This window comes from Nocardia aurea (assembly GCF_003123685.1).
Taxonomy (GTDB): Bacteria; Actinomycetota; Actinomycetes; order Mycobacteriales; family Mycobacteriaceae; genus Nocardia; species Nocardia aurea.
Genome location: NZ_QCYJ01000103.1, coordinates 116,029 through 133,581 on the forward strand (window position 1 = coordinate 116,029; position 17,553 = coordinate 133,581).

At 65.0% G+C, this 17,553-nt stretch carries 14 protein-coding genes; 10 read left to right on the forward strand and 4 right to left on the reverse strand.

The features are described 5' to 3' along the window. Nucleotides 1–12: 12 nt before the first annotated feature. Both DAT37_RS21720 and DAT37_RS21725 read left to right on the forward strand, forming a co-directional pair. Nucleotides 13–1,509: a class I adenylate-forming enzyme family protein gene (locus tag DAT37_RS21720; protein WP_109526671.1), complete on the forward strand. Its 1,497-nt coding sequence runs from the start codon at nt 13–15 to the stop codon at nt 1,507–1,509. Nucleotides 1,510–1,746: 237 nt separating this feature from the next. Further along, the gene (locus DAT37_RS21725; RefSeq protein WP_109526672.1) at nt 1,747–3,027 is read left to right on the forward strand and encodes an FAS1-like dehydratase domain-containing protein; all 1,281 of its coding nucleotides are present in this window, start codon (nt 1,747–1,749) and stop codon (nt 3,025–3,027) included. Between the two features lie 141 nt (nt 3,028–3,168). Here DAT37_RS21725 and DAT37_RS21730 read toward each other — a convergent pair whose 3' ends face one another. Beyond that, the gene (locus DAT37_RS21730; RefSeq protein ID WP_109526673.1) at nt 3,169–3,963 is read right to left on the reverse strand and encodes a FadR/GntR family transcriptional regulator; all 795 of its coding nucleotides are present in this window, start codon (nt 3,961–3,963) and stop codon (nt 3,169–3,171) included. 535 nt (nt 3,964–4,498) lie between these two features. Here DAT37_RS21730 and DAT37_RS21735 point away from each other — a divergent pair. From DAT37_RS21735 to DAT37_RS21750, 4 genes are all read left to right on the forward strand, one after another. Further along, complete coding sequence (locus DAT37_RS21735; RefSeq protein ID WP_109526674.1) at nt 4,499–5,692, forward strand: thiolase C-terminal domain-containing protein; 1,194 nt, start codon at nt 4,499–4,501, stop codon at nt 5,690–5,692. Next, nucleotides 5,689–6,120, forward strand: a complete 432-nt coding sequence (locus tag DAT37_RS21740) for a Zn-ribbon domain-containing OB-fold protein (protein WP_109526675.1) — start codon at nt 5,689–5,691, stop codon at nt 6,118–6,120. Before DAT37_RS21735 ends, DAT37_RS21740 begins: the two co-directional genes overlap by 4 nt. Before the next feature lie 188 nt (nt 6,121–6,308). Continuing rightward, entirely contained in the window at nt 6,309–7,352 is a 1,044-nt protein-coding gene (locus tag DAT37_RS21745; protein ID WP_109526676.1) for a phosphotransferase family protein, read from the forward strand. A 52-nt stretch (nt 7,353–7,404) separates the two neighbouring features. After that, complete coding sequence (locus DAT37_RS21750) at nt 7,405–8,709, forward strand: acyl-CoA dehydrogenase family protein (RefSeq protein ID WP_109526677.1); 1,305 nt, start codon at nt 7,405–7,407, stop codon at nt 8,707–8,709. Nucleotides 8,710–8,840: 131 nt separating this feature from the next. Here DAT37_RS21750 and DAT37_RS21755 read toward each other — a convergent pair whose 3' ends face one another. Then, complete coding sequence (locus DAT37_RS21755; protein ID WP_109526678.1) at nt 8,841–9,671, reverse strand: mycofactocin-coupled SDR family oxidoreductase; 831 nt, start codon at nt 9,669–9,671, stop codon at nt 8,841–8,843. 104 nt (nt 9,672–9,775) lie between these two features. Continuing rightward, a complete protein-coding gene (locus DAT37_RS21760) occupies nt 9,776–10,390 on the reverse strand; it encodes a TetR/AcrR family transcriptional regulator (RefSeq protein ID WP_109526679.1) in 615 nt (204 codons plus the stop codon). 205 nt (nt 10,391–10,595) lie between these two features. On the opposite strand from DAT37_RS21760, the gene DAT37_RS21765 reads away from it, so the two are divergent. The 4 genes from DAT37_RS21765 to DAT37_RS21780 all read left to right on the forward strand — a co-directional run bounded on the left by DAT37_RS21765 (nt 10,596) and on the right by DAT37_RS21780 (nt 16,211). Next, nucleotides 10,596–12,059, forward strand: coding sequence for an aldehyde dehydrogenase family protein (locus DAT37_RS21765; RefSeq protein ID WP_109526680.1), 1,464 nt, complete (start codon nt 10,596–10,598; stop codon nt 12,057–12,059). An 83-nt stretch (nt 12,060–12,142) separates the two neighbouring features. Then, a complete protein-coding gene (locus tag DAT37_RS21770) occupies nt 12,143–14,611 on the forward strand; it encodes a CaiB/BaiF CoA transferase family protein (RefSeq protein ID WP_232839917.1) in 2,469 nt (822 codons plus the stop codon). Between the two features lie 150 nt (nt 14,612–14,761). Next, entirely contained in the window at nt 14,762–14,953 is a 192-nt protein-coding gene (locus tag DAT37_RS21775) for a ferredoxin (RefSeq protein ID WP_109526681.1), read from the forward strand. Between the two features lies 1 nt (nt 14,954). Next, on the forward strand, nt 14,955–16,211 hold the full coding sequence (locus DAT37_RS21780) for a cytochrome P450 (RefSeq protein ID WP_232839918.1): 1,257 nt from the start codon (nt 14,955–14,957) through the stop codon (nt 16,209–16,211). A gap of 116 nt (nt 16,212–16,327) precedes the next feature. Here the strand turns inward: DAT37_RS21780 and DAT37_RS21785 are convergent, their stop codons facing one another. Beyond that, nucleotides 16,328–17,413 carry an NADH:flavin oxidoreductase/NADH oxidase gene (locus DAT37_RS21785; RefSeq protein WP_109526683.1) on the reverse strand — a complete coding sequence of 362 codons (1,086 nt, stop codon included), beginning with the start codon at nt 17,411–17,413 and terminating at the stop codon, nt 16,328–16,330. Between the last annotated feature and the right edge of the window lie 140 nt (nt 17,414–17,553).

Below are 17,553 nucleotides of genomic sequence, written 5' to 3' on the forward strand. Positions count from 1 at the left end.
GTGGAGTTTCGAATGAATTTGACGATGCTGCTGGACATGGCGATCGATGGTTTCGGGGATCGTGTGGTGATCGGTCGTCGCGACGGCGGAATCACGGCTGCACGACTCGGTGAGATGTCCCAGGCGGGTGCCGCGGCGATTCGCGAAGCGGGTGCCGACGCGGTGGTCTACCTCGCGGTCAACGGCCCTGCCTTCCCGGTCGCGATGTTCTCCGCGGCGCGGGCCGGGGTGCCGTTGGTTCCGGTGAACTATCGACTCGGTGCCGAGCAACTCCAGGCGTTGCTCGCCAACCATCCGCGCGCGATCGGCATCGCCGACGAAGCGCAAGTGTCCGCGATGCGGGATGCGGGCCTGGCTGCTCTCACTCCCGAGCAGTGGTTGGCCCGAACTGCCGAACCCGCCGCAGGCGACGATGTCACAACCGATTCCGACGCACCGGCGGTCGTGATCTACACGAGTGGCACGACTTCGGCTCCGAAGGGTGTGTTGCTGCGGCACGAGAATCTCACCTCCTACGTCTTCGGGTCGGTCGAGTTCGCTTCCGCCGAGCCCGCGGACGCCGCGCTCATCAGTGTTCCGCCTTATCACATCGCGGCAGTGGCGAATGCGATCACCAGCCTGTATTCCGGTCGACGAACCCTGGTGCTCGAACAGTTCACCCCCATGCAGTGGCTCCAGCTCGCGCGCGAGGAGGAGATCACGAATGCGCTGGTCGTCCCCACAATGCTGTCGCGGATCATCGAAGCCGACGACGACAAGTCGCTGCCCTCGTTGCGCAGTCTCGCCTACGGCGGGGCTCCGATGCCCACCGCCCTCATCGAGAGGGCGCTGCGGATGTGGCCCGAGGTCGGGTTCGTCAATGCCTACGGGCTGACCGAGACCAGCTCCACGGTCGCGGTGCTCGGACCCGATGATCATCGGGAAGCGCTCGCCAGTGCCGAGCCCGCCGTTCGTGCTCGGCTGGGCTCGGTCGGGCGGGTGGTTCCGGGCATCGACCTCGAGATCCGAGACGCGGACGGTGCGGTGGTCGGTCCCGGTGTCACCGGCAGCATCTGCGTGCGGGGTGAGCAGGTATCGGCCGAGTACGCGGGTATCGGACGCGCGGTCGACGACCGCGGCTTCTTCGACACAAGAGACAAAGGGTTCGTCGATGAAGCCGGATACCTGTACATAGGTGGACGTCTGGACGACACGATCATTCGTGGAGCCGAGAACATCGCGCCCGCCGAGATCGAGGACGTCATCCTCCGGCATCCCGCAGTGCTCGACACCGCGGTCGTGGGTGTGCCGGACGAAGAGTGGGGACAGCGGATCGAGGCGGCCGTCGTGGTGCGCGCCGGTATGGAGCTGGCCGCCGAGGATCTGCAGGACTACGTGCGCGCGGTACTGCGCGGCAGCAAGACGCCCGAGCGGATCGTGTACTGGGACGAACTGCCCCGCACCGAGACCGGAAAGCTCGTGCGTCGTCATGTGCTGGAGCGGATTCTGGCCGACGACGTCGTGGCCTGAACGCTGGATCCGATCGACGGCGGTGCCCCTTCCCGGATGGGAGGGGCACCGCCGTTTCTTCGCCCGACAGGCGGCGTTACATAGATAACTTAGATATATATCTGGACTAGGAAGAAGGCGCGACCTCTTTTACTTAGTTTACTTTCTATGTAAGGTGGGATGTGCGCCCCTCGGGTATCGGACTCGGTCGCGGAATCGCGCGCGGGCCCACATCAGCTCACGATCACGGAGGTAGAGATGACGACCACGGAAGAGAAGCAGAACGACGCGCCGCAGGTGTACACCTTCCGCGACCAGGACATCCAGCGCGCGCGAGATCTGGTCGGCATCTACCACGCGGTGACCCAGCGTGAGCAGTTCACCCGCGCTACGCCGGATGTCATGCGCAACTTCGCGCGCAGCTACGGTGACGACAACCCGCTCTTCGTCGACGAGGAGTACGGCCTCGACACCCGCTGGGGCGGCCAGATCGCGCCCCCGATGATCAATATCGCCCTTACCCGAGGACTACTGGCCGACCCGGTCCCCAAGGAGCAGCGCCGCCCCTCGTTCCGAGGCATCCACGTATTCGTCTCGGGGACCACGACCGAGTGGTATCGCCCTGTCTACGACGGTGACACCCTGTACTCGTTCCAAGGTTTCAGTGACGTGGAACTCAAGGAGTCCGAGTTCGCGGGCCGCTCCCTGATCGTCACCCGCTCGCATGTGCAGATGAACCAGCGTGCCGAAGTCGTTCAGGTGCAGAAGGTCATCACGATCCACACCGAGCGCCACGAATCGAAGAAGCGCAACAAGTACCAGGCGACCGAGCCTGCCACCTATACCCCCGAAGACATCGCGAAGATCGATGAGATCTACGCGGCCGAACGGCGCCGAGGCGCCGACACGAGGTACTTCGAGGACGTCGCGGTGGGCGAGAACCTCGGCACGATGGCCAAGGGACCGCTCACGACCACCGATATGGTTGTCTTCCATTCCGGTGGTTACGGTTTCGCTCCCTACACGCCGTCGACCGGCCGCCTGACCTATCAGAATCGTCAGCGCATCGCGGCGTTCTACATTCCGAACGAGCAGGGGATTCCGGACGTCGCGCAGCGAATCCACTGGGACAGCGACTACGCGCGCTCGATCGGTCTGCCCGCCGCGTACGACTACGGCATGATGCGCGACTGCTGGCTCTCGCACTACATCACCGACTGGATGGGCGACAACGCATGGCTGGTGAGCATGTCGAGCCAGATGCGCAAGTTCAACTACCAGGGCGACACCCACACCATCACCGGTGAAGTCGTCGGCAAACGGATCGACGGCGATCGCTACCTGGTCGACGTCGAGTTCCGCGGTACCAGCCAGCGCGGCGAGGTCACCTGCCCCGCGAGTGCCACCATCGCGTTGCCGAGCCGTGAAGGCGGCCTGGTCGCACTGCCGAGCGCGCCCAAGGACCTGGAGGCGGTCGCCGCACAGATGCTCGCACGGAACGGTGAGCTGAGGGCCGCGGCCCGCAAGCCCGCCAACTGAATCCGGTTCTACGAGCGGGAAGTCGAAACGAAATCGCCGGGTGTGCGCTGCCACCCGGCGATTCGGCTTGTCCGGGCGCCGGGGGCGGGTTCGGGGATGCCCGAAACCGCACCGTTCACTCGGCGCACGTTGTCGGGAGGGTCAATCGAGAATGTCGCGCACCTGGACGTCTTCACGGCCCTCCAGCAGTGACAGGCGGGCGTTGACCATGTGCTTCTGCCAGTGCGTGAACGCGCCTTCCGCGTCTCGGGCGCGCAGCAATTTGATCAACCGTCGGCAGGAACGGATCTCGAGTTTGTACGAGGACTCGTAGCGCTCCTTGTCCGGGCGGGTGTCGAGAAGCACCGCGCCGGTGTGGCGTTCGGTGATCTCGTGGAGCATTCCGGCGATAATGGCCAGTGTCGCGTTCCCGGACAGTTGCACCATCCGCAAGTGGAACGCCGAAGTGCCAGCGGCGAGGTTGTCGGAGGCGAAGGCCGCGGGGATCTCCTCGTCGACGATTCGCTCCAGTTCGTCGAAGTCCTCCTCGGTGCCCTCCGTCGCGAGGATGCGGGCCGCGTCGGGCTCGATGGCCTCGCGCGCGACGAACACATCCGCCACTGTGGCGCCGGACAATTCGAGCAGCAGCGACGCCGGTCGTGCAACGATCTCGGGGCCGGGGACGCACACGCGCGCACCGGAGCGAGACCCGCGGCGCACTTCGACGAGACGTTCGGATTCGAGGACGCGCACCGCCTCGCGGAGGGTGGGGCGGCTGACGGAGTAGTGCTCCATCAGCTCGGCCTCGTTCGGGAGGTGATCGCCGTCCTTCAGGCTGCCGTCGATGATCATGCTGCGGAGGTTGCGTGCAACCAGTTCGGCGGTCTTCGGCGTCCGGATGGGGCGAGACGCCGCATTGCGCGAGTCGAAGATCGGTGCGAGGGCCCTGTCAGCCACTTATTACCTCCCGTAGTTCATCTTCGTCGGCCAAGTAAACCATCTGGTCGGCGCGCGGGGTATCCGCGTGCGGACTGTGTGCGCCGCACCTGCCCGGTGAATTGCCCAAGCTACTACAATATATCGTACTAAGTTCAATAGGTAATGCTGGTCGCTGCGACGCAAGCGCAGATGCGGTCGTCTGGACCTGCGGCGACGCGATCCCGGGTGTGTGTGGTGGCCATGTCGCCCCTGCGTCGGGGTCAGCGAGGCGCATCTGTGTGATTGCGCAGGTGGGGGCCGTCGCTCTTCTGTTCGCGCCGGACGTGGGCCGCCAGGTGGGGTCTGTTGTTCCGCGGCGCGAGGGAGATTTGAACTTTCGGCGACCATACTGGGCGAGAGGGTCGTGCGGTAGGCGCCCTCCTGTTCTTGATAGATTACTATGTGATATATGTGAAGTGGCTTCGTATTCACATGATGCGGGTGCGTGCTGTGTCTGATCCACACGCGAAAATTCAGCGTCGGTGATCGGCGGCAACCAGAATGGAGTGTTGATGTGTCCAACGGCTTGAGGGATGTCGCGATCGTCGGTGTAGGGGCGACTCCGTACTACAAACGCGGCGGGTCCGCTCCGCAGACGAATCTGGAGTTGGCGGGCAAGGCGATCCTGGCGGCGTGCGAAGACGCGGGCATCTCGGTCAAGGAAATCGACGGATTCGCCTACTACTCCGGGGCGGGCGCCGGATACGGCGACAAGATGGACACCGCCGACTTCATGGAGACCCTGGGTATCCCGGAGGTCACCTTCACTGCGTCGCTGACCTCCGGTGGCGGCGGTGCGGCCGGTTCGATCGGACTCGCCCGTGCGGCGATCATGGCCGGGGATGCCACCACGGTGGTCACGGTGATGACGTTGCAGCAGGACAGACAGCGCCTGGGCTCGGTGTTCGCGGCCAGCGCGCCGGATCCGATCAACTCCTTCCTGCAGCCGTCGGGGCTGTCCGGTCCGGGGCATCTGATGTCGGTGCTGGCGCGTCGGCATATGCATCTATACGGCACTCGTCGCGACGCGTTCGCTGAGATCGCCATCTCCACCCGGGAGAACGCGCTCAACCGCCCCAAGGCGATTCAGAAGAAGCCGTTGACCAAGGAGGAGTACTTCAACGGGCGTATGATCGCCGATCCGCTCTGTCTCTACGACTTCTGTCTCGAGACCGAGGGGGCCGTCGCGGTCATCACCACAAGTACCGAACGGGCCGCGGATCTGAGGCAGAAGCCGGTTCCGGTCGTCGCGGTCGCGCACGGCGGCCGTCGAGAGTGGGGCCGCGCGTTCGCCTGGTACGGGATGCCCGATGAGTATTTCGCGTCTTCGGGCAACGCGCCGATCGCCGAACGGCTCTGGAAACAGTCGGGCTTGACCGCCGAGGACATCGACGTGGCACTGCTCTACGACCACTTCACACCCATGGTGCTCATGCAACTCGAGGACTACGGATTCTGCGCCAAGGGGGAAGGTGGCGATTTCGTCGAGAGCGGTGCGATCCGCTATCAAGGCGGGTCGATCCCGGTCAATACCCATGGCGGCCAGCTGTCGGAGGCCTACATCATCGGGATGACCCATATCAAGGAGGCGGTCGAGCAGATGCGCGGTACTGCGATCAACCAGGTGAAGGATGCCGAGTTCGCCCTTGCCACAGGCGGACCCGCTTCGCTGCCGGTCAGCGGCTTGATCCTGGGGAGCGCGGCATGAGTGACGTGCGTGCGACAGCGTTGCCTGCCGAAGCGGTCCGTATTACCACCAACAGTGACACCGAGCCGTTCTGGTTACATGCCAAGGACGGTGAACTCGTTGTGCTGCAGTGTGGTTCGTGCGGGCACTTCCGGATGCCGCCGACTCCGTTCTGTCCGGAATGTCAGTCCACCGAGAAGAACTGGAAACAGCTCTCGGGGCGCGGCAGTGTCTACAGCTACGCGGTGATCCACGGCTTCCCCGGAATTCCCGACATCACCATGGTCGGTGCGGTGGTCTCGCTCGAGGGTGCCGGTGATGCTCGGCTGGTCACCAATGTCATCGACGTGGATCCGAGCGAGGTGCGGATCGGGATGGAGCTGGAGGTGACCTTCTGGCCGATTTCGGACGGCTGGCAACTGCCGGTGTTCCGCCCGGCCCAGGCGTGAGAATCTGACGCTCTGATTCATCGATAGTGTTCTGTCGCAACGCGGGTCCCGGTTTCCGGGCCCGCGTTTCGCTGTTTCCGGGGTTGACATCCATCACTGAAGTCAGAATGATGTTCTCAGAATGAGAGTTCGATTTTTGTAGCCGGACCCGTGAGCGGTCCTGTTCTCGCTCTGAGAGGAACATTTCGATGCGACAGTCAGATTCGGCTATTCGGCTGGACGAGGCGACCTTCGCCGATGAACTCGCGGTACGCGCGACCTCGGCGGCGGCACGGTCCATCGCGGGCGCGCAGGTGTCGGGCGTGCGGCAATTGGCCGGTGGGGCATCGAGCCTGACCTATACCGCGACCCTGACTGCGCCGGGGGTGGACATCCCGGTCGTGCTGAAGGTCGCGCCGCCCGGGTTGGCGCCTGTGCGCAACAGGGACGTACTACGACAGAGTCGCGTGATGGCCGCCTTGGCGCACGCGCCGGGCGTGCGGGTGCCCGCCGTGCTGTTCGAAGACGAGGGCGTCCCGCCCCGGACTTCGCCGTTCGTGGCGATGAATCTGGTTGCGGGAGAGTGTGTCGAGCCGATTCTCGATGAGGCGCGAGAAGTCGCGTCGATGCCCCGAATCCGAGCCAGATACCTCGACGCAGCCCGCATACTCGCCCACCTCCACCGTGTCGAGCCGGCGAAGGTCGGTCTCGGTGACGAGTCCATCGTCTCCCTGGGCAACGAGATCGACAGGTGGACAACAGCGTTCGAGACTGCACCGCCCGACCTGCAGGGCGACTACAGAACCTGTGCGCAGGCGCTACGCGGGTGCATGCCCGAACCGGTCGAGCCGGTGATCAACCATGGTGACTACCGGCTCGGCAACACCCTGTGCGAAGGCGATCGGGTCACCGCGATCATCGACTGGGAGATCTGGTCGGTCGGCGATCCGCGGGTCGACCTGAGTTGGCTGACCTACTTCACCGACGAGGCGCACCACCCGGCCGCGCCCGGTGTCGAGCCGTGCGGCACGCCGATCATCGCGGAGGTGGTCCGGGAGTACGAGCACGCACTCGGACAGGCTGTTCCCGATCTGACCTGGTTCGACGCGCTGACCCGGTACAAGGAAGCCGCAGCCACCGCGCTGCTGATCAAGCGGGCCCGCAAGGCGGAGGTCATGCCCGCACCGTTTCGGCGGATGGAGCCCGCGCTGCCGGGTTTGCTCGATGAGGCGATGGCCCTGCTCGGGCAGTGACCGTCACCGGTCCGCACACTATTTTTCCTCTGACACAAAGGATCCGAGAACCATGTGGGAATTCCGTACGGACCCCGACTTCCAAGCCGAGCTCGATTGGATGGATACCTTCGTCCGTGAAGAGTGTGAGCCACTGGACTTGCTGTTCCCGCATATCGGTCAGCCGTACAACACCGAGAACAAGGCTGCGCGCGCGATCCTGAGACCACTGCAGCAGCGGGTGCGCGAACGGGGGCTGTGGGCATGTCACCTCGGACCTGAACTCGGCGGACAGGGCTACGGACAGGTCCGGCTCGCTTTGATGAACGAGATCCTCGGCCGCTCGATGTGGGCGCCGACCGTGTTCGGTACCGCGGCGCCGGACACGGGTAACGCCGAGATACTGGCCATGTTCGGCACCCCGGAGCAGAAGTCGCGGTACCTGCGGCCGTTGCTCGACGGCGATATCGTCTCGTGTTTCTCGATGACCGAACCGCAGGCGGGCGCCGACCCGAAGGAATTCGTCTGCGCCGCACGCCGCGATGGTGACGAGTGGGTCATCACCGGACAGAAATGGTTCTCCTCCAATGCCCGTTACGCGGCCTTCTTCATCGTCATGGCTGTCACCGATCCTGACGCATCTCCCTATCGACGGATGTCGATGTTCGTGGTGCCCGCCGAGACGCCGGGAATCGAGATCATTCGCAACGTCGTGGTGATGCCTGATCGGGAGGAACTCGACGAGGGCACGCACGGTTACATCCGGTACAACGACGTGCGGGTGCCCGCCGATGCGATTCTCGGCGGCCCCGGACAGGGGTTCGAGGTAGCGCAGGCCCGACTCGGCGGTGGCCGGGTGCACCACGCGATGCGTACGGTCGGCAAATGCCGACGCGCGTTCGACATGATGGCCGAGCGGGTGCTGTCGCGGCGCACGCAGGGCGAGTTGCTCGCGGACAAGCAGATGGTTCAACAGTTCATCGCGGATTCGTGGATCGAACTGGCCCAGTTCCGGCTGCTGGTGATGCGGACCGCGTGGATCATCGACAACGAGCCGTACGGCGCGGCACGCACCGATATCGCGATGTGCAAGGTGGCGATGGCGAAAGTCTTCGCCGACATCATCGGCCGGGCCGTACAGCTTCACGGTTCACTCGGCGTCAGCACCGAACTGCCGCTCTACGAATGGTGGACAAGCGTGCCCTCGCTGGCCCTGGCCGACGGCCCTACCGAGGTGCACAAGACGACTGTCGCCAAACGGGTGCTCGACGGATATCGACCTGCTGCGGGACTCTTTCCCTCCGAACATATTCCGACGCGCCGAGACGCCGCCCGCGCGCGGTACGCCTCCCTCCTGGAGGAGTACGGACTCGGCTGACCGTTCACCTCGGGAGTGAGGCGTACCGCGTGCGGGACTCGCCGACGAGATCGTCGCCGTGAACCTCGAAGTCCCTTCGAGGTTCTGCGCGAGTGGGGCGGCCTGTGCCGACCCCATCCGACGAGTGAGGCTCAGCGGATGGAGAATCCCGCGTCCACCGGTAGGGATACCCCGGTGATCCATTTGGCCTGATCGGAAACGAGGAATGCGATGGCGTCGGAGATGTCGCTCGGTTGCAGGATCGCGATCGGCAGCGCGTTCTGCATCTGGGCGATGGAGTTGTCGCCTCCCGCGGCGGCCTCCTGCATGAGGCGGCCCATCGCCTCGTTCATCGTCATGCCGGACGCGACGCCGGTCGGGTGCACGATGTTGACCCGGATCGAGTGCTCTGCCAGCGACGCGGCGTACTGCTTGCAGATGCCGACCAGGCCCCATTTGGACGCGGTATAGGCCAGTGCGGCGGGATTCAGGTTCGCGGTGGGACGCACGCCCGCCGTGGATCCGGTGAACACGATCGAACCGCCCCGCCCGCCGGAGACCATATGCGGAACCGCGGCTGTGACGACGTGGAATCCGCCGCTCAGGTTTGTCGACATCACGTCCTGCCACGCGCGGGCGTAGTCGTCGGGGCCGTCGCTGAGCCGCACGATGCCCGCGTTGGACAGCACGATGTCGATCCGTCCGAAAGTCTCGTAGCCGTGGTCGACTGCCGCGCGGGTCGCGGCGGCGTCGCGGACATCGGTCTCGATGGCCACGATCCGCCTGCCGAGCGCCTCGACTTGGGTGACGGTCTCCTTCAAGTCCGCCGAATCGGCGTTGGGATAGTCCATGGTGTCGATGTCGGCGCAGATATCGAGGGCGATGATGTCGGCCCCCTCGCTCGCCAAGCGCACCGCGTGGGAGCGGCCCTGCCCGCGTGCGGCGCCAGTGATCAGGGCGACTTTGCCCTCGAGGCCGGTCATGGTGATCCTCCGTCAATTCGACACGGTTCACCATCGGATGCCCGTGTGCGGGTGTGGGCGCATGATTTGGACCCAAGTTAACCCACTGGGTTATCTATGTGCAATCACTTCTTTGTTGGTTGGACGGATCGAACGATCACATCGACCAGCGGGCCGACGTGCTCGCCGGGGTGCGCGCGGGCATGGTCGCGTTCCTCTTGCGAGCGCGACAGCGTATGCATCAGCACGGAGCCGAACAGAGACTCGATCAGCGGCTCGTGGGCGGTGCCGCGGGCCATTTCGCCGCGCTCCACGGCGCGATCGAAGGCTCCGGCCGCCGACGCGCGCAGGGACTTCACGATGCGCTGCTGGAAGGGCTGCAGATCGGTGAACTCGGCGGTGACATCGATGGTGATACGCAGAGTCGCCCAGCCGATGGGATCCAGGAAATGCTCGAGCAACGCGGTGGCCAGCGCGGTCAAATCGCCGGTCAGCGAGCCGGTATCCACATTGACGCGTAAGGTCAGCGCCACCGATTCGACGCTGTCGGCCAGCAGTTGCTCCTTGTTCGCCCAGCGCAGATAGAGGGCCGCCTTTCCGACGCCCGCCCGCCTCGCGACGCCCTGCATGGTGAATGCACCCCAGCCGAGCCGGGCGTACTCGAGCAATGCCGCGGTCATCAGCTTCTCGTCCAGTTCGGGGTCACGCGGGCGCCCGAGCGGTGCGGCTTGCCGGGCCATGTGGGTTCTCCCCTCGAGGCGAGTGTCTGCGTGTTCGTGTCGGATCAACCAATCACACCCCCTGATCGATGTCGCGCATCGGTGGTCCGATATTTGCTACTTGCGGACATATAGAGTCCGTAATACTGTGTGAGCTACGCAACATAGATAACTAAGATGGCGTTGTTATCTCTCATTCGATCGCAGTGAAGCGAGTGACTCATCCATGAGCAGTCAGGCAGTCGACACGACCAGGCCCGCGGTGCACCTCCGAATCGGTGCCGAGCGAATCGTGACCGGATCGGGCGGCGTACACGAGCACATCAACCCGGTCGACGGTCAGGTGGACGCGTTGATTCCGTTGGCGGGCCCGGCCGAGGTCGATCGGGCGGTGCGTGCCGCGCACGAGGCTTTCGCGAGTTGGCGCCGGACCCGGCCTGCCGAGCGCAGGCGCATGCTGACCCGGCTCGCCGACCTGATCGAGGCCGACGCCGACGAGTTCGCTCGCCTGGGTGCGCTCGACAACGGGACCCCCGTGCCGGTGGCGGCAGGCCTGGTCGCGTCGTCCATCGAGTGGACCCGCTACTACGCGGGCTGGGCGGACAAGCTCACCTCGGAGGTCACCGGAGCGTTCGGCCCGGATGGCGAGTTCTCGTACTCGCTCGGACAGCCGTACGGCGTGATCGGCGTGATCATCACCTGGAACGGGCCACTCATCTCGCTCGCGATGAAGATTCCGGCCGCGCTCGCCGCAGGCAACACGGTGGTGGTCAAGCCGTCCGAGCTGACCCCGTTCACGGCCGAACTCTTCGCTGATCTGGTCGAGCGGGCGGGGATACCAGAGGGTGTGGTCAACGTGCTGCCGGGTGCTCCGGAGGCAGGCGCCGCGCTCGTCGCGCATCCGCTGGTCAAGAAGGTGACCTTCACCGGCGGCCCCGACACCGCGCGCAAGATCCTGCACAGCTGCGCCGATCTGATGAAGCCGTCGGTCCTCGAACTCGGCGGCAAATCGGCGAATATCGTGTTCGCCGACGCCGACCTCGACCAGGCATGCTCGCACGGCACGATGATGTCCATCGGCGCTCTCAGTGGTCAGGGCTGCGCACTGCCGACCCGAATGTTGGTGCAGGACAGCATCTATGAAGAGATGATCGGCCGGGTCAAGGCCTTCGCCCAGTACCTGACCGTAGGCGATCCGCTGGCCGAGGGGACCGTATCCGGGCCCGTCGTCAACGAGGCAGCTCTGCATCGCATCCTCGCCATGATCGAGCGCGCGCAGGCAGACGGCGCACGTCTGGTCACCGGTGGCCGCCGGGTCGGAGGGGCGCTCGCCGACGGATTCTTCCTCGAACCGACCGTGTTCGCGGACGTGGACCCCGGGTCGGAACTCGCGCAGAAGGAGGTGTTCGGCCCGGTGCTCGCCATCACTCCGTTCGCCACCGAGGAGGAGGCGATCGAGATCGCCAACAGCAGCGAGTACGGCCTGTCCGGCTACATCCAGACCAACGATCTGCGCCGCGCGCACCGAGTCGCCGAAGAGTTGGTCACCGGTGAAGTCCTGATCAACGGCGCGATGAACCTCGGTGTCAATCGCGCGTTCGGCGGCATCGGCCTCAGCGGCATCGGCAAGGAAGGCGGCCGACAGGGCATCGAGGAGTTCCTCCGCTTCAAGAACATCGCCATCGCTTGATCTTTTCCTCCCGCCCGCCGACGCGATGACGGGCGAAGGCGTCGCGCTGCGGTGCCGATCATTCTGTACGAAAGGAATTCACTGTGACGACAGGACCGGACCACGAGACGAGTTCGGGTCCCCTCGCGGGACTGGTGGTCGTCGACCTCTCGACCACACTGCCGGGCGCGCAGGCGAGTCAGTTCTTGGCGGACTGCGGCGCAGACGTCATCATGGTCGAGCCCCCCGGCGGCAGCGCCCTGCGCGATAACGCGGGATGGCCCGGACTGCTGCGCGGCAAACGCAGTGTCACCCTGGACCTGCACGCCGACGCCGACCTCGAGACTCTGCGCGCCCTACTGGGAACAGCGGACGTACTTATCACGACCATGCGTCCGACCTCGACGGATCGGATCGGCTTGACCGCGCAGTCGGTGGCCGAGAAGTATCCGCGACTGATCTGGGCCTCGATCACGGGGTGGGGGAGCACCAGCCCGTGGAAGGGCTACAAGGGCTGGGAAGCTCTGGTGATGGCCAAGACCGGCGTCATGTTCGAGAAACGCCAGTTGACCACCCGCCCGGGTCCGGCGTTCGTCACCGCACCCTACGCGTCGTTCGGAGCGTCGCAGGCCGCCGTTCAGGGCATCCTCGCCGCGTTGATCGAGCGAATGTCGAGCGGCCGCGGGCAGGTCGTCGAGTCGAACCTGGTGACCGGTATGGGTGCGATGGATCCGTACAACTGGTTCTACGAGATGGTTCTCGACCGATACCCCGACGCCTTCAGTCCGATGGACGTCGCCTACGACGACGACGGCCGCCCGCAGGCGTACCTGATCTACGCTCTGCTGATCGCGGCGACCAAAGACGGTCGCTGGCTCCAGTTCGCACAGACCGCGCCGCGATTGATGCAGGCGTGGCTGACCGAACTCGATCTGCTGAAGGAGTTGGCCGACCCGAAATGGGCCGGGTTCCCCATGCTTCCGACCGCCGAACTGCGGACGGAATTCTGGGAGATGATGCTCGAACGCGTCGGCTCCCGGACGTTCGAGGAATGGCAACAGGTCTTCGAGACCAACCGCGACATCAGCGCGGAGGCGTTCCGTACGCCCGACGAGGCATTGGACCACCCACAGGTGCTGGCCGACGGTCGTGTCGTCAGCGTCGACAACCCGGGGATCGGTCCGGTGCGCCAACCGTCCACCCTCATCCACCTGGACGGCAAGCCGCTGACGACGCTGCGTCCGGCCCCACTTCCCGGTCAGCACGACGCCGAGGTCCGCGCCGTCCTAGGGACGTCCGCGCAGGCACCGGCGGCGGTCGCTACCGCGCCGGAGGAATTGCCGCTGCGCGGAGTCACGGTGCTGGAATTCGGAACGATGTTCGCGGGACCGTATGGGGCGACACTGCTCGCAGACCTCGGGGCGCGGGTGATCAAAGTCGAACCGATCGAGGGTGACAATATCCGCAACCTCGTGGCCTTCCCCGAAGCCGGCGGCGCCAAGGTGCTGCAGGGCAAGGAGAGCGTCGCGATCGATCTCGCGTCACCCGCGGGACTGGAACTGGTCTACGAGCTGGTCAAGCGTAGCGATATCGTGCTGCAGTGCTTCCGCGGCGCGGCTGCGGCGAGGGCGAAGATCGATGAGGCAACGCTCAAGGCGATCAATCCGGATCTCGTATATCTGAGCACCCCCGGCTACGGTGTCGACGGCCCTTACGCCGCCCGGCCTGCCTATGCCCCTTCCATCGGTGCGGCCACCGGACTGTCGGCCGTCGATGGCCGCGATGCCACCAACTCACCCGGCGATATGGACGCTCTGCGCGCAGGAGGACGAACCCTGCACGCGGCAGGCGCGGTGCCCGCCGTGCAATCCGACGGTATCGCTGCACTGGGTGTCGCCTCGGCGATGCTGGTCGGTCTTTACGCCAAGCGCAACGGAATCGAACTCTCGAACATGGTCACCACCATGCTCGGCACGGTGCATCAAGCGCTGATCTCGTACAACGTCAGCTACGAGGGGCGACCGGAAATCGCCACCGCGGACGCGCATTTCTACGGCCTCGACGCGCTCTACCGGATGTATCAGGCCGCCGACGGCTGGGTCTTCCTCGCCGCCCCGCTGCCGAGCGAGTGGGAGACGCTGGTCAAAGCGCTCGCGCCGTATACCGATCTGGCTTCGGACCCGCGCTTCTCTTCTCCACAGGACCGTCGCGATAACGACGAGGCCCTCGCGCAGGTGCTCGCCGGGGTTTTCGCGAACAAGGACAAGCAACAGTGGGAGGACGAACTCACCGCCACCGATGTGGGGTGCGTCGCGATTCTCGAACGTAACTCCGAATCGGCGTTGCAAACCGACCCCTTCTTCGAGGCCGGATACAGTGTCGCGGCGGTCAGCCCGATCTTCGATGAGCACCGGCGGCTCGCCCCGCTCACCCGCTTCTCGCGCTCGCGGACCAAGGCCGACGCGGGCTGCACTATCGGCCAACATACCCGCCCGGTCCTGAGCGAGATCGGAGTCGGGCAGGAGCGCATCGACGAGCTGATCGCGCTTGGAGTAGTCGCCTGCGACAACTGAGGAAACTCTGCTCGGAGGCCGAAAGTGCCACTGGTTGCATCGGCGAGGTTGGGCGGTCCGGCGCGGTACGCGCCGGACCGACGCGCCGCCGTGTCCGTGCTGCAACCGCTCGATCCGCAGTGGTCTACACCGTTTCACGAAGGAGAGGGAGTGAGGATCTCCGTCGACCCTCAGCGCTGTCAGGGCCATGCCTTGTGTGCTGCGGTTCTGCCCGGTTTGTTCGATCTGGATGAGCACGGATACGCGACCGTCAGGGACGTGATCGTGCCGGAAGAACACATAGCTTCCGCGGAGATGGCAGCTACGACCTGCCCGGAACAGGCTGTCGAAATCATTCGTTGATGTGCTCCGGCACCGCTGGATCGCAGCGCTTGGAGGTCCCATGAATATCGTGTCTTTCGATCATCATTCATCCGAGTACGCCAGGAATTGGCGGCAGGTCAATGCCGATCTACGTGATCGATGCCCCGTCGCCCATACCGAGGCGCACGACGGGTACTGGGTGGTGAGTCGGTACTCCGACGTCGCAGAGGTCGTACGTGACGACGAGACCTTTTCGTCCTATTTCCGGTTACCCAATGGCGCTCATCACGGAACCACTATTCCGGTAAGTCCGATGCGGCAGGTTCCGATCGAAATGGATCCTCCGGAGTTCTTCGAGTACCGGAAGTTGCTGTCCAGTCATTTCTCACCAGCGGAAGCGAAGAAGTGGGAGCCGTTCGTCAGAGAGGCTACGGCCTACTGCATCGACTCGATCATCGAGTCCGGACGCGGGGACCTGATTCTCGACATAGCCTCGCCGGTGCCCGCCATTTTCACCATGGCGCTGTTGGGTATGCCGCTCGATGGCTGGCAGGTCTTTTCCGACGTGACACACTCGCTCATTCATTCGGCACCCGAAACGCCCGAATACCTCAGCGCCATGGGCAATCTCGTGGCGATCCTCGGCCAGGTCACCGAAGTCATCGCCAGCCGTCGTGCGGAACCCGGTGACGATCTGATTTCCTATCTGGTACAGGCGCAGATCAACGGAGCGACGCTGCCGGACGACAGGCTGATGGAAATCATCACGCTGGTGATCTTCGGCGGTGTCGACACCACGGGAAGTCTGATCGGCAACGCGCTGGAATGGCTGCACCGGAATCCGGAACAGCGCGATCTGCTACGTGCGAACCCCGATCTACTTCCGAAGGCGATCGAGGAGTTCCTGCGGTATTTCTCGCCGGTCGCCGGACTGGCGCGCACGACGACCCGCCCGTGTGTCGTCGGCGATCAGGAAATAGGCGCGGGAGAACGAGTTTTCGTCTCCTGGTCGTCGGCGAACTTCGATCCCGAGGTGTTCGATGACCCCGATGAGGTGATCCTCGACCGCTTCCCAAACAGGCATCAGTCGTTCGGTCTCGGAATCCATCGCTGTCTCGGATCCCACTTCGCGCGGTCGGAAGCGCGGATCGTGCTCGAAGAGGTCCTGCGACGGATGCCGGACTATGTTGTGGGGGTCACGCAGCCGTATCCCTCGATCGGCGTGGTCAATGGTTTCATCGGGTTACCGGTCACTTTCACACCCGCCTCGCCACTCGGTGCCACCCTCTCCCTGTGAGCGAGTGCGCCTCCTCGACCGCGTCGCGAAGCCAAGGACACACTGGACTTCGACCGCGGTCACGTCACAGCCGACGAGTTGTCGTACGACGACCCGCCTGGCGGCGCGGGTGGGAATCAGGGGATGCTTCCCTGGTATCGGGCCGAGCGATAGGGACCGGGCCAGCGCAACTCCGACTTCAGTTCGACCGCGGCGCGGAAGGGCCAGTGCGGGTCCCGCAGCAGTTGTCTGCCGAACATGACCGCGTCGGCCGCCCCGTCGACGAGGGTCTGTTCGGCCTGGCCGGAGTCGGTGATCAGTCCGACCGCGATCACCGGGATGGAACAGGCCTGGCGCGCTGCCCGCGCGAACGGGACCTGGTAGCCGGGGCCGACGGTGATCTTCTGGTGCGCGACCATGCCGCCGCTGGAGATATCGATCATGTCGACGCCGGTACCCTCCAGCGCGGCGCACAGCCGCACGGTGTCCTCGATGGTCCACCCGCCCTCGGCCCAGTCGGTGGCCGATAGGCGCACGAACAGCGGCATCGACTCGGGGACAACCGCGCGTATGGCCGCGACGACCTCGTGCAGGATGCGGGTGCGGCCGGTGAAATCGCCGCCGTATCGGTCTGTACGTTCGTTGCCGAGTGGGGACAGGAATTCGTTGAGCAGATAGCCGTGCGCGGCATGGACTTCCAATACCTGGAAACCCGCGGCGACGGCCCGCCGCGCGGCGGCGGCATAGGCCGCGACGGTGTCCGCGATCTCCTCGACAGTCAGCGCGTGCGGCACCGGCAATCCCTGGTAGGCGATCGCGGAGGGCGCCACGGTACGCCAGCCGCCCTCGGCTTCGCCGATCGCGTCGCGCCCCTCGGTCGGGATCTGGGTGCTGCCTTTGCGGCCCGCGTGGGCGAGTTGCATGGCGGGAACCGCGCCCTGGGCGACGATGAACCGGGTGATCCGGGACCACGCCTCGGCATGTTCGTCGCTCCAGATCCCCGCGTCGGGGATGCAGATGCGTCCCTCGGGCAGTATCGCGGTGGCCTCCGACATCACCAGTCCGGCGCCTCCGCGTGCCATACCGCCGAGATGGGCGAGATGCCAGTCGGTCGGAACACCGTGGTCGGTGGCGGAATACTGGGCCATGGGCGCGACCCACAGACGGTTCTTGATCGTGACGCCGCGCAGCGTCAACGGTGAGAACAGCAGGCTTTGTGACATGGTCGGTTCCTGGCCTTCGGGAGTGGTCGGTCGTCCGCAGCGGCAAGAGATGACACGAGCGTGCGGGATGACTGAGTCAGTTTTGTACGGAACCGTAGCGGTAGTCGACCCCCGCTGATGACCCGCAATTCGAATATTAG

Coding starts and splice junctions, on each gene's coding strand:
- DAT37_RS21720 (WP_109526671.1), top strand. CDS start 13: ATGAATTTGACGATGCTGCTGGACATGGCGATCGATGGTTTCGGGGAT.
- DAT37_RS21725 (WP_109526672.1), top strand. CDS start 1,747: ATGACGACCACGGAAGAGAAGCAGAACGACGCGCCGCAGGTGTACACC.
- DAT37_RS21740 (WP_109526675.1), top strand. CDS start 5,689: ATGAGTGACGTGCGTGCGACAGCGTTGCCTGCCGAAGCGGTCCGTATT.
- DAT37_RS21745 (WP_109526676.1), top strand. CDS start 6,309: ATGCGACAGTCAGATTCGGCTATTCGGCTGGACGAGGCGACCTTCGCC.
- DAT37_RS21750 (WP_109526677.1), top strand. CDS start 7,405: ATGTGGGAATTCCGTACGGACCCCGACTTCCAAGCCGAGCTCGATTGG.
- DAT37_RS21755 (WP_109526678.1), bottom strand. CDS start 9,671: ATGACCGGCCTCGAGGGCAAAGTCGCCCTGATCACTGGCGCCGCACGC.
- DAT37_RS21760 (WP_109526679.1), bottom strand. CDS start 10,390: ATGGCCCGGCAAGCCGCACCGCTCGGGCGCCCGCGTGACCCCGAACTG.
- DAT37_RS21765 (WP_109526680.1), top strand. CDS start 10,596: ATGAGCAGTCAGGCAGTCGACACGACCAGGCCCGCGGTGCACCTCCGA.
- DAT37_RS21785 (WP_109526683.1), bottom strand. CDS start 17,413: ATGTCACAAAGCCTGCTGTTCTCACCGTTGACGCTGCGCGGCGTCACG.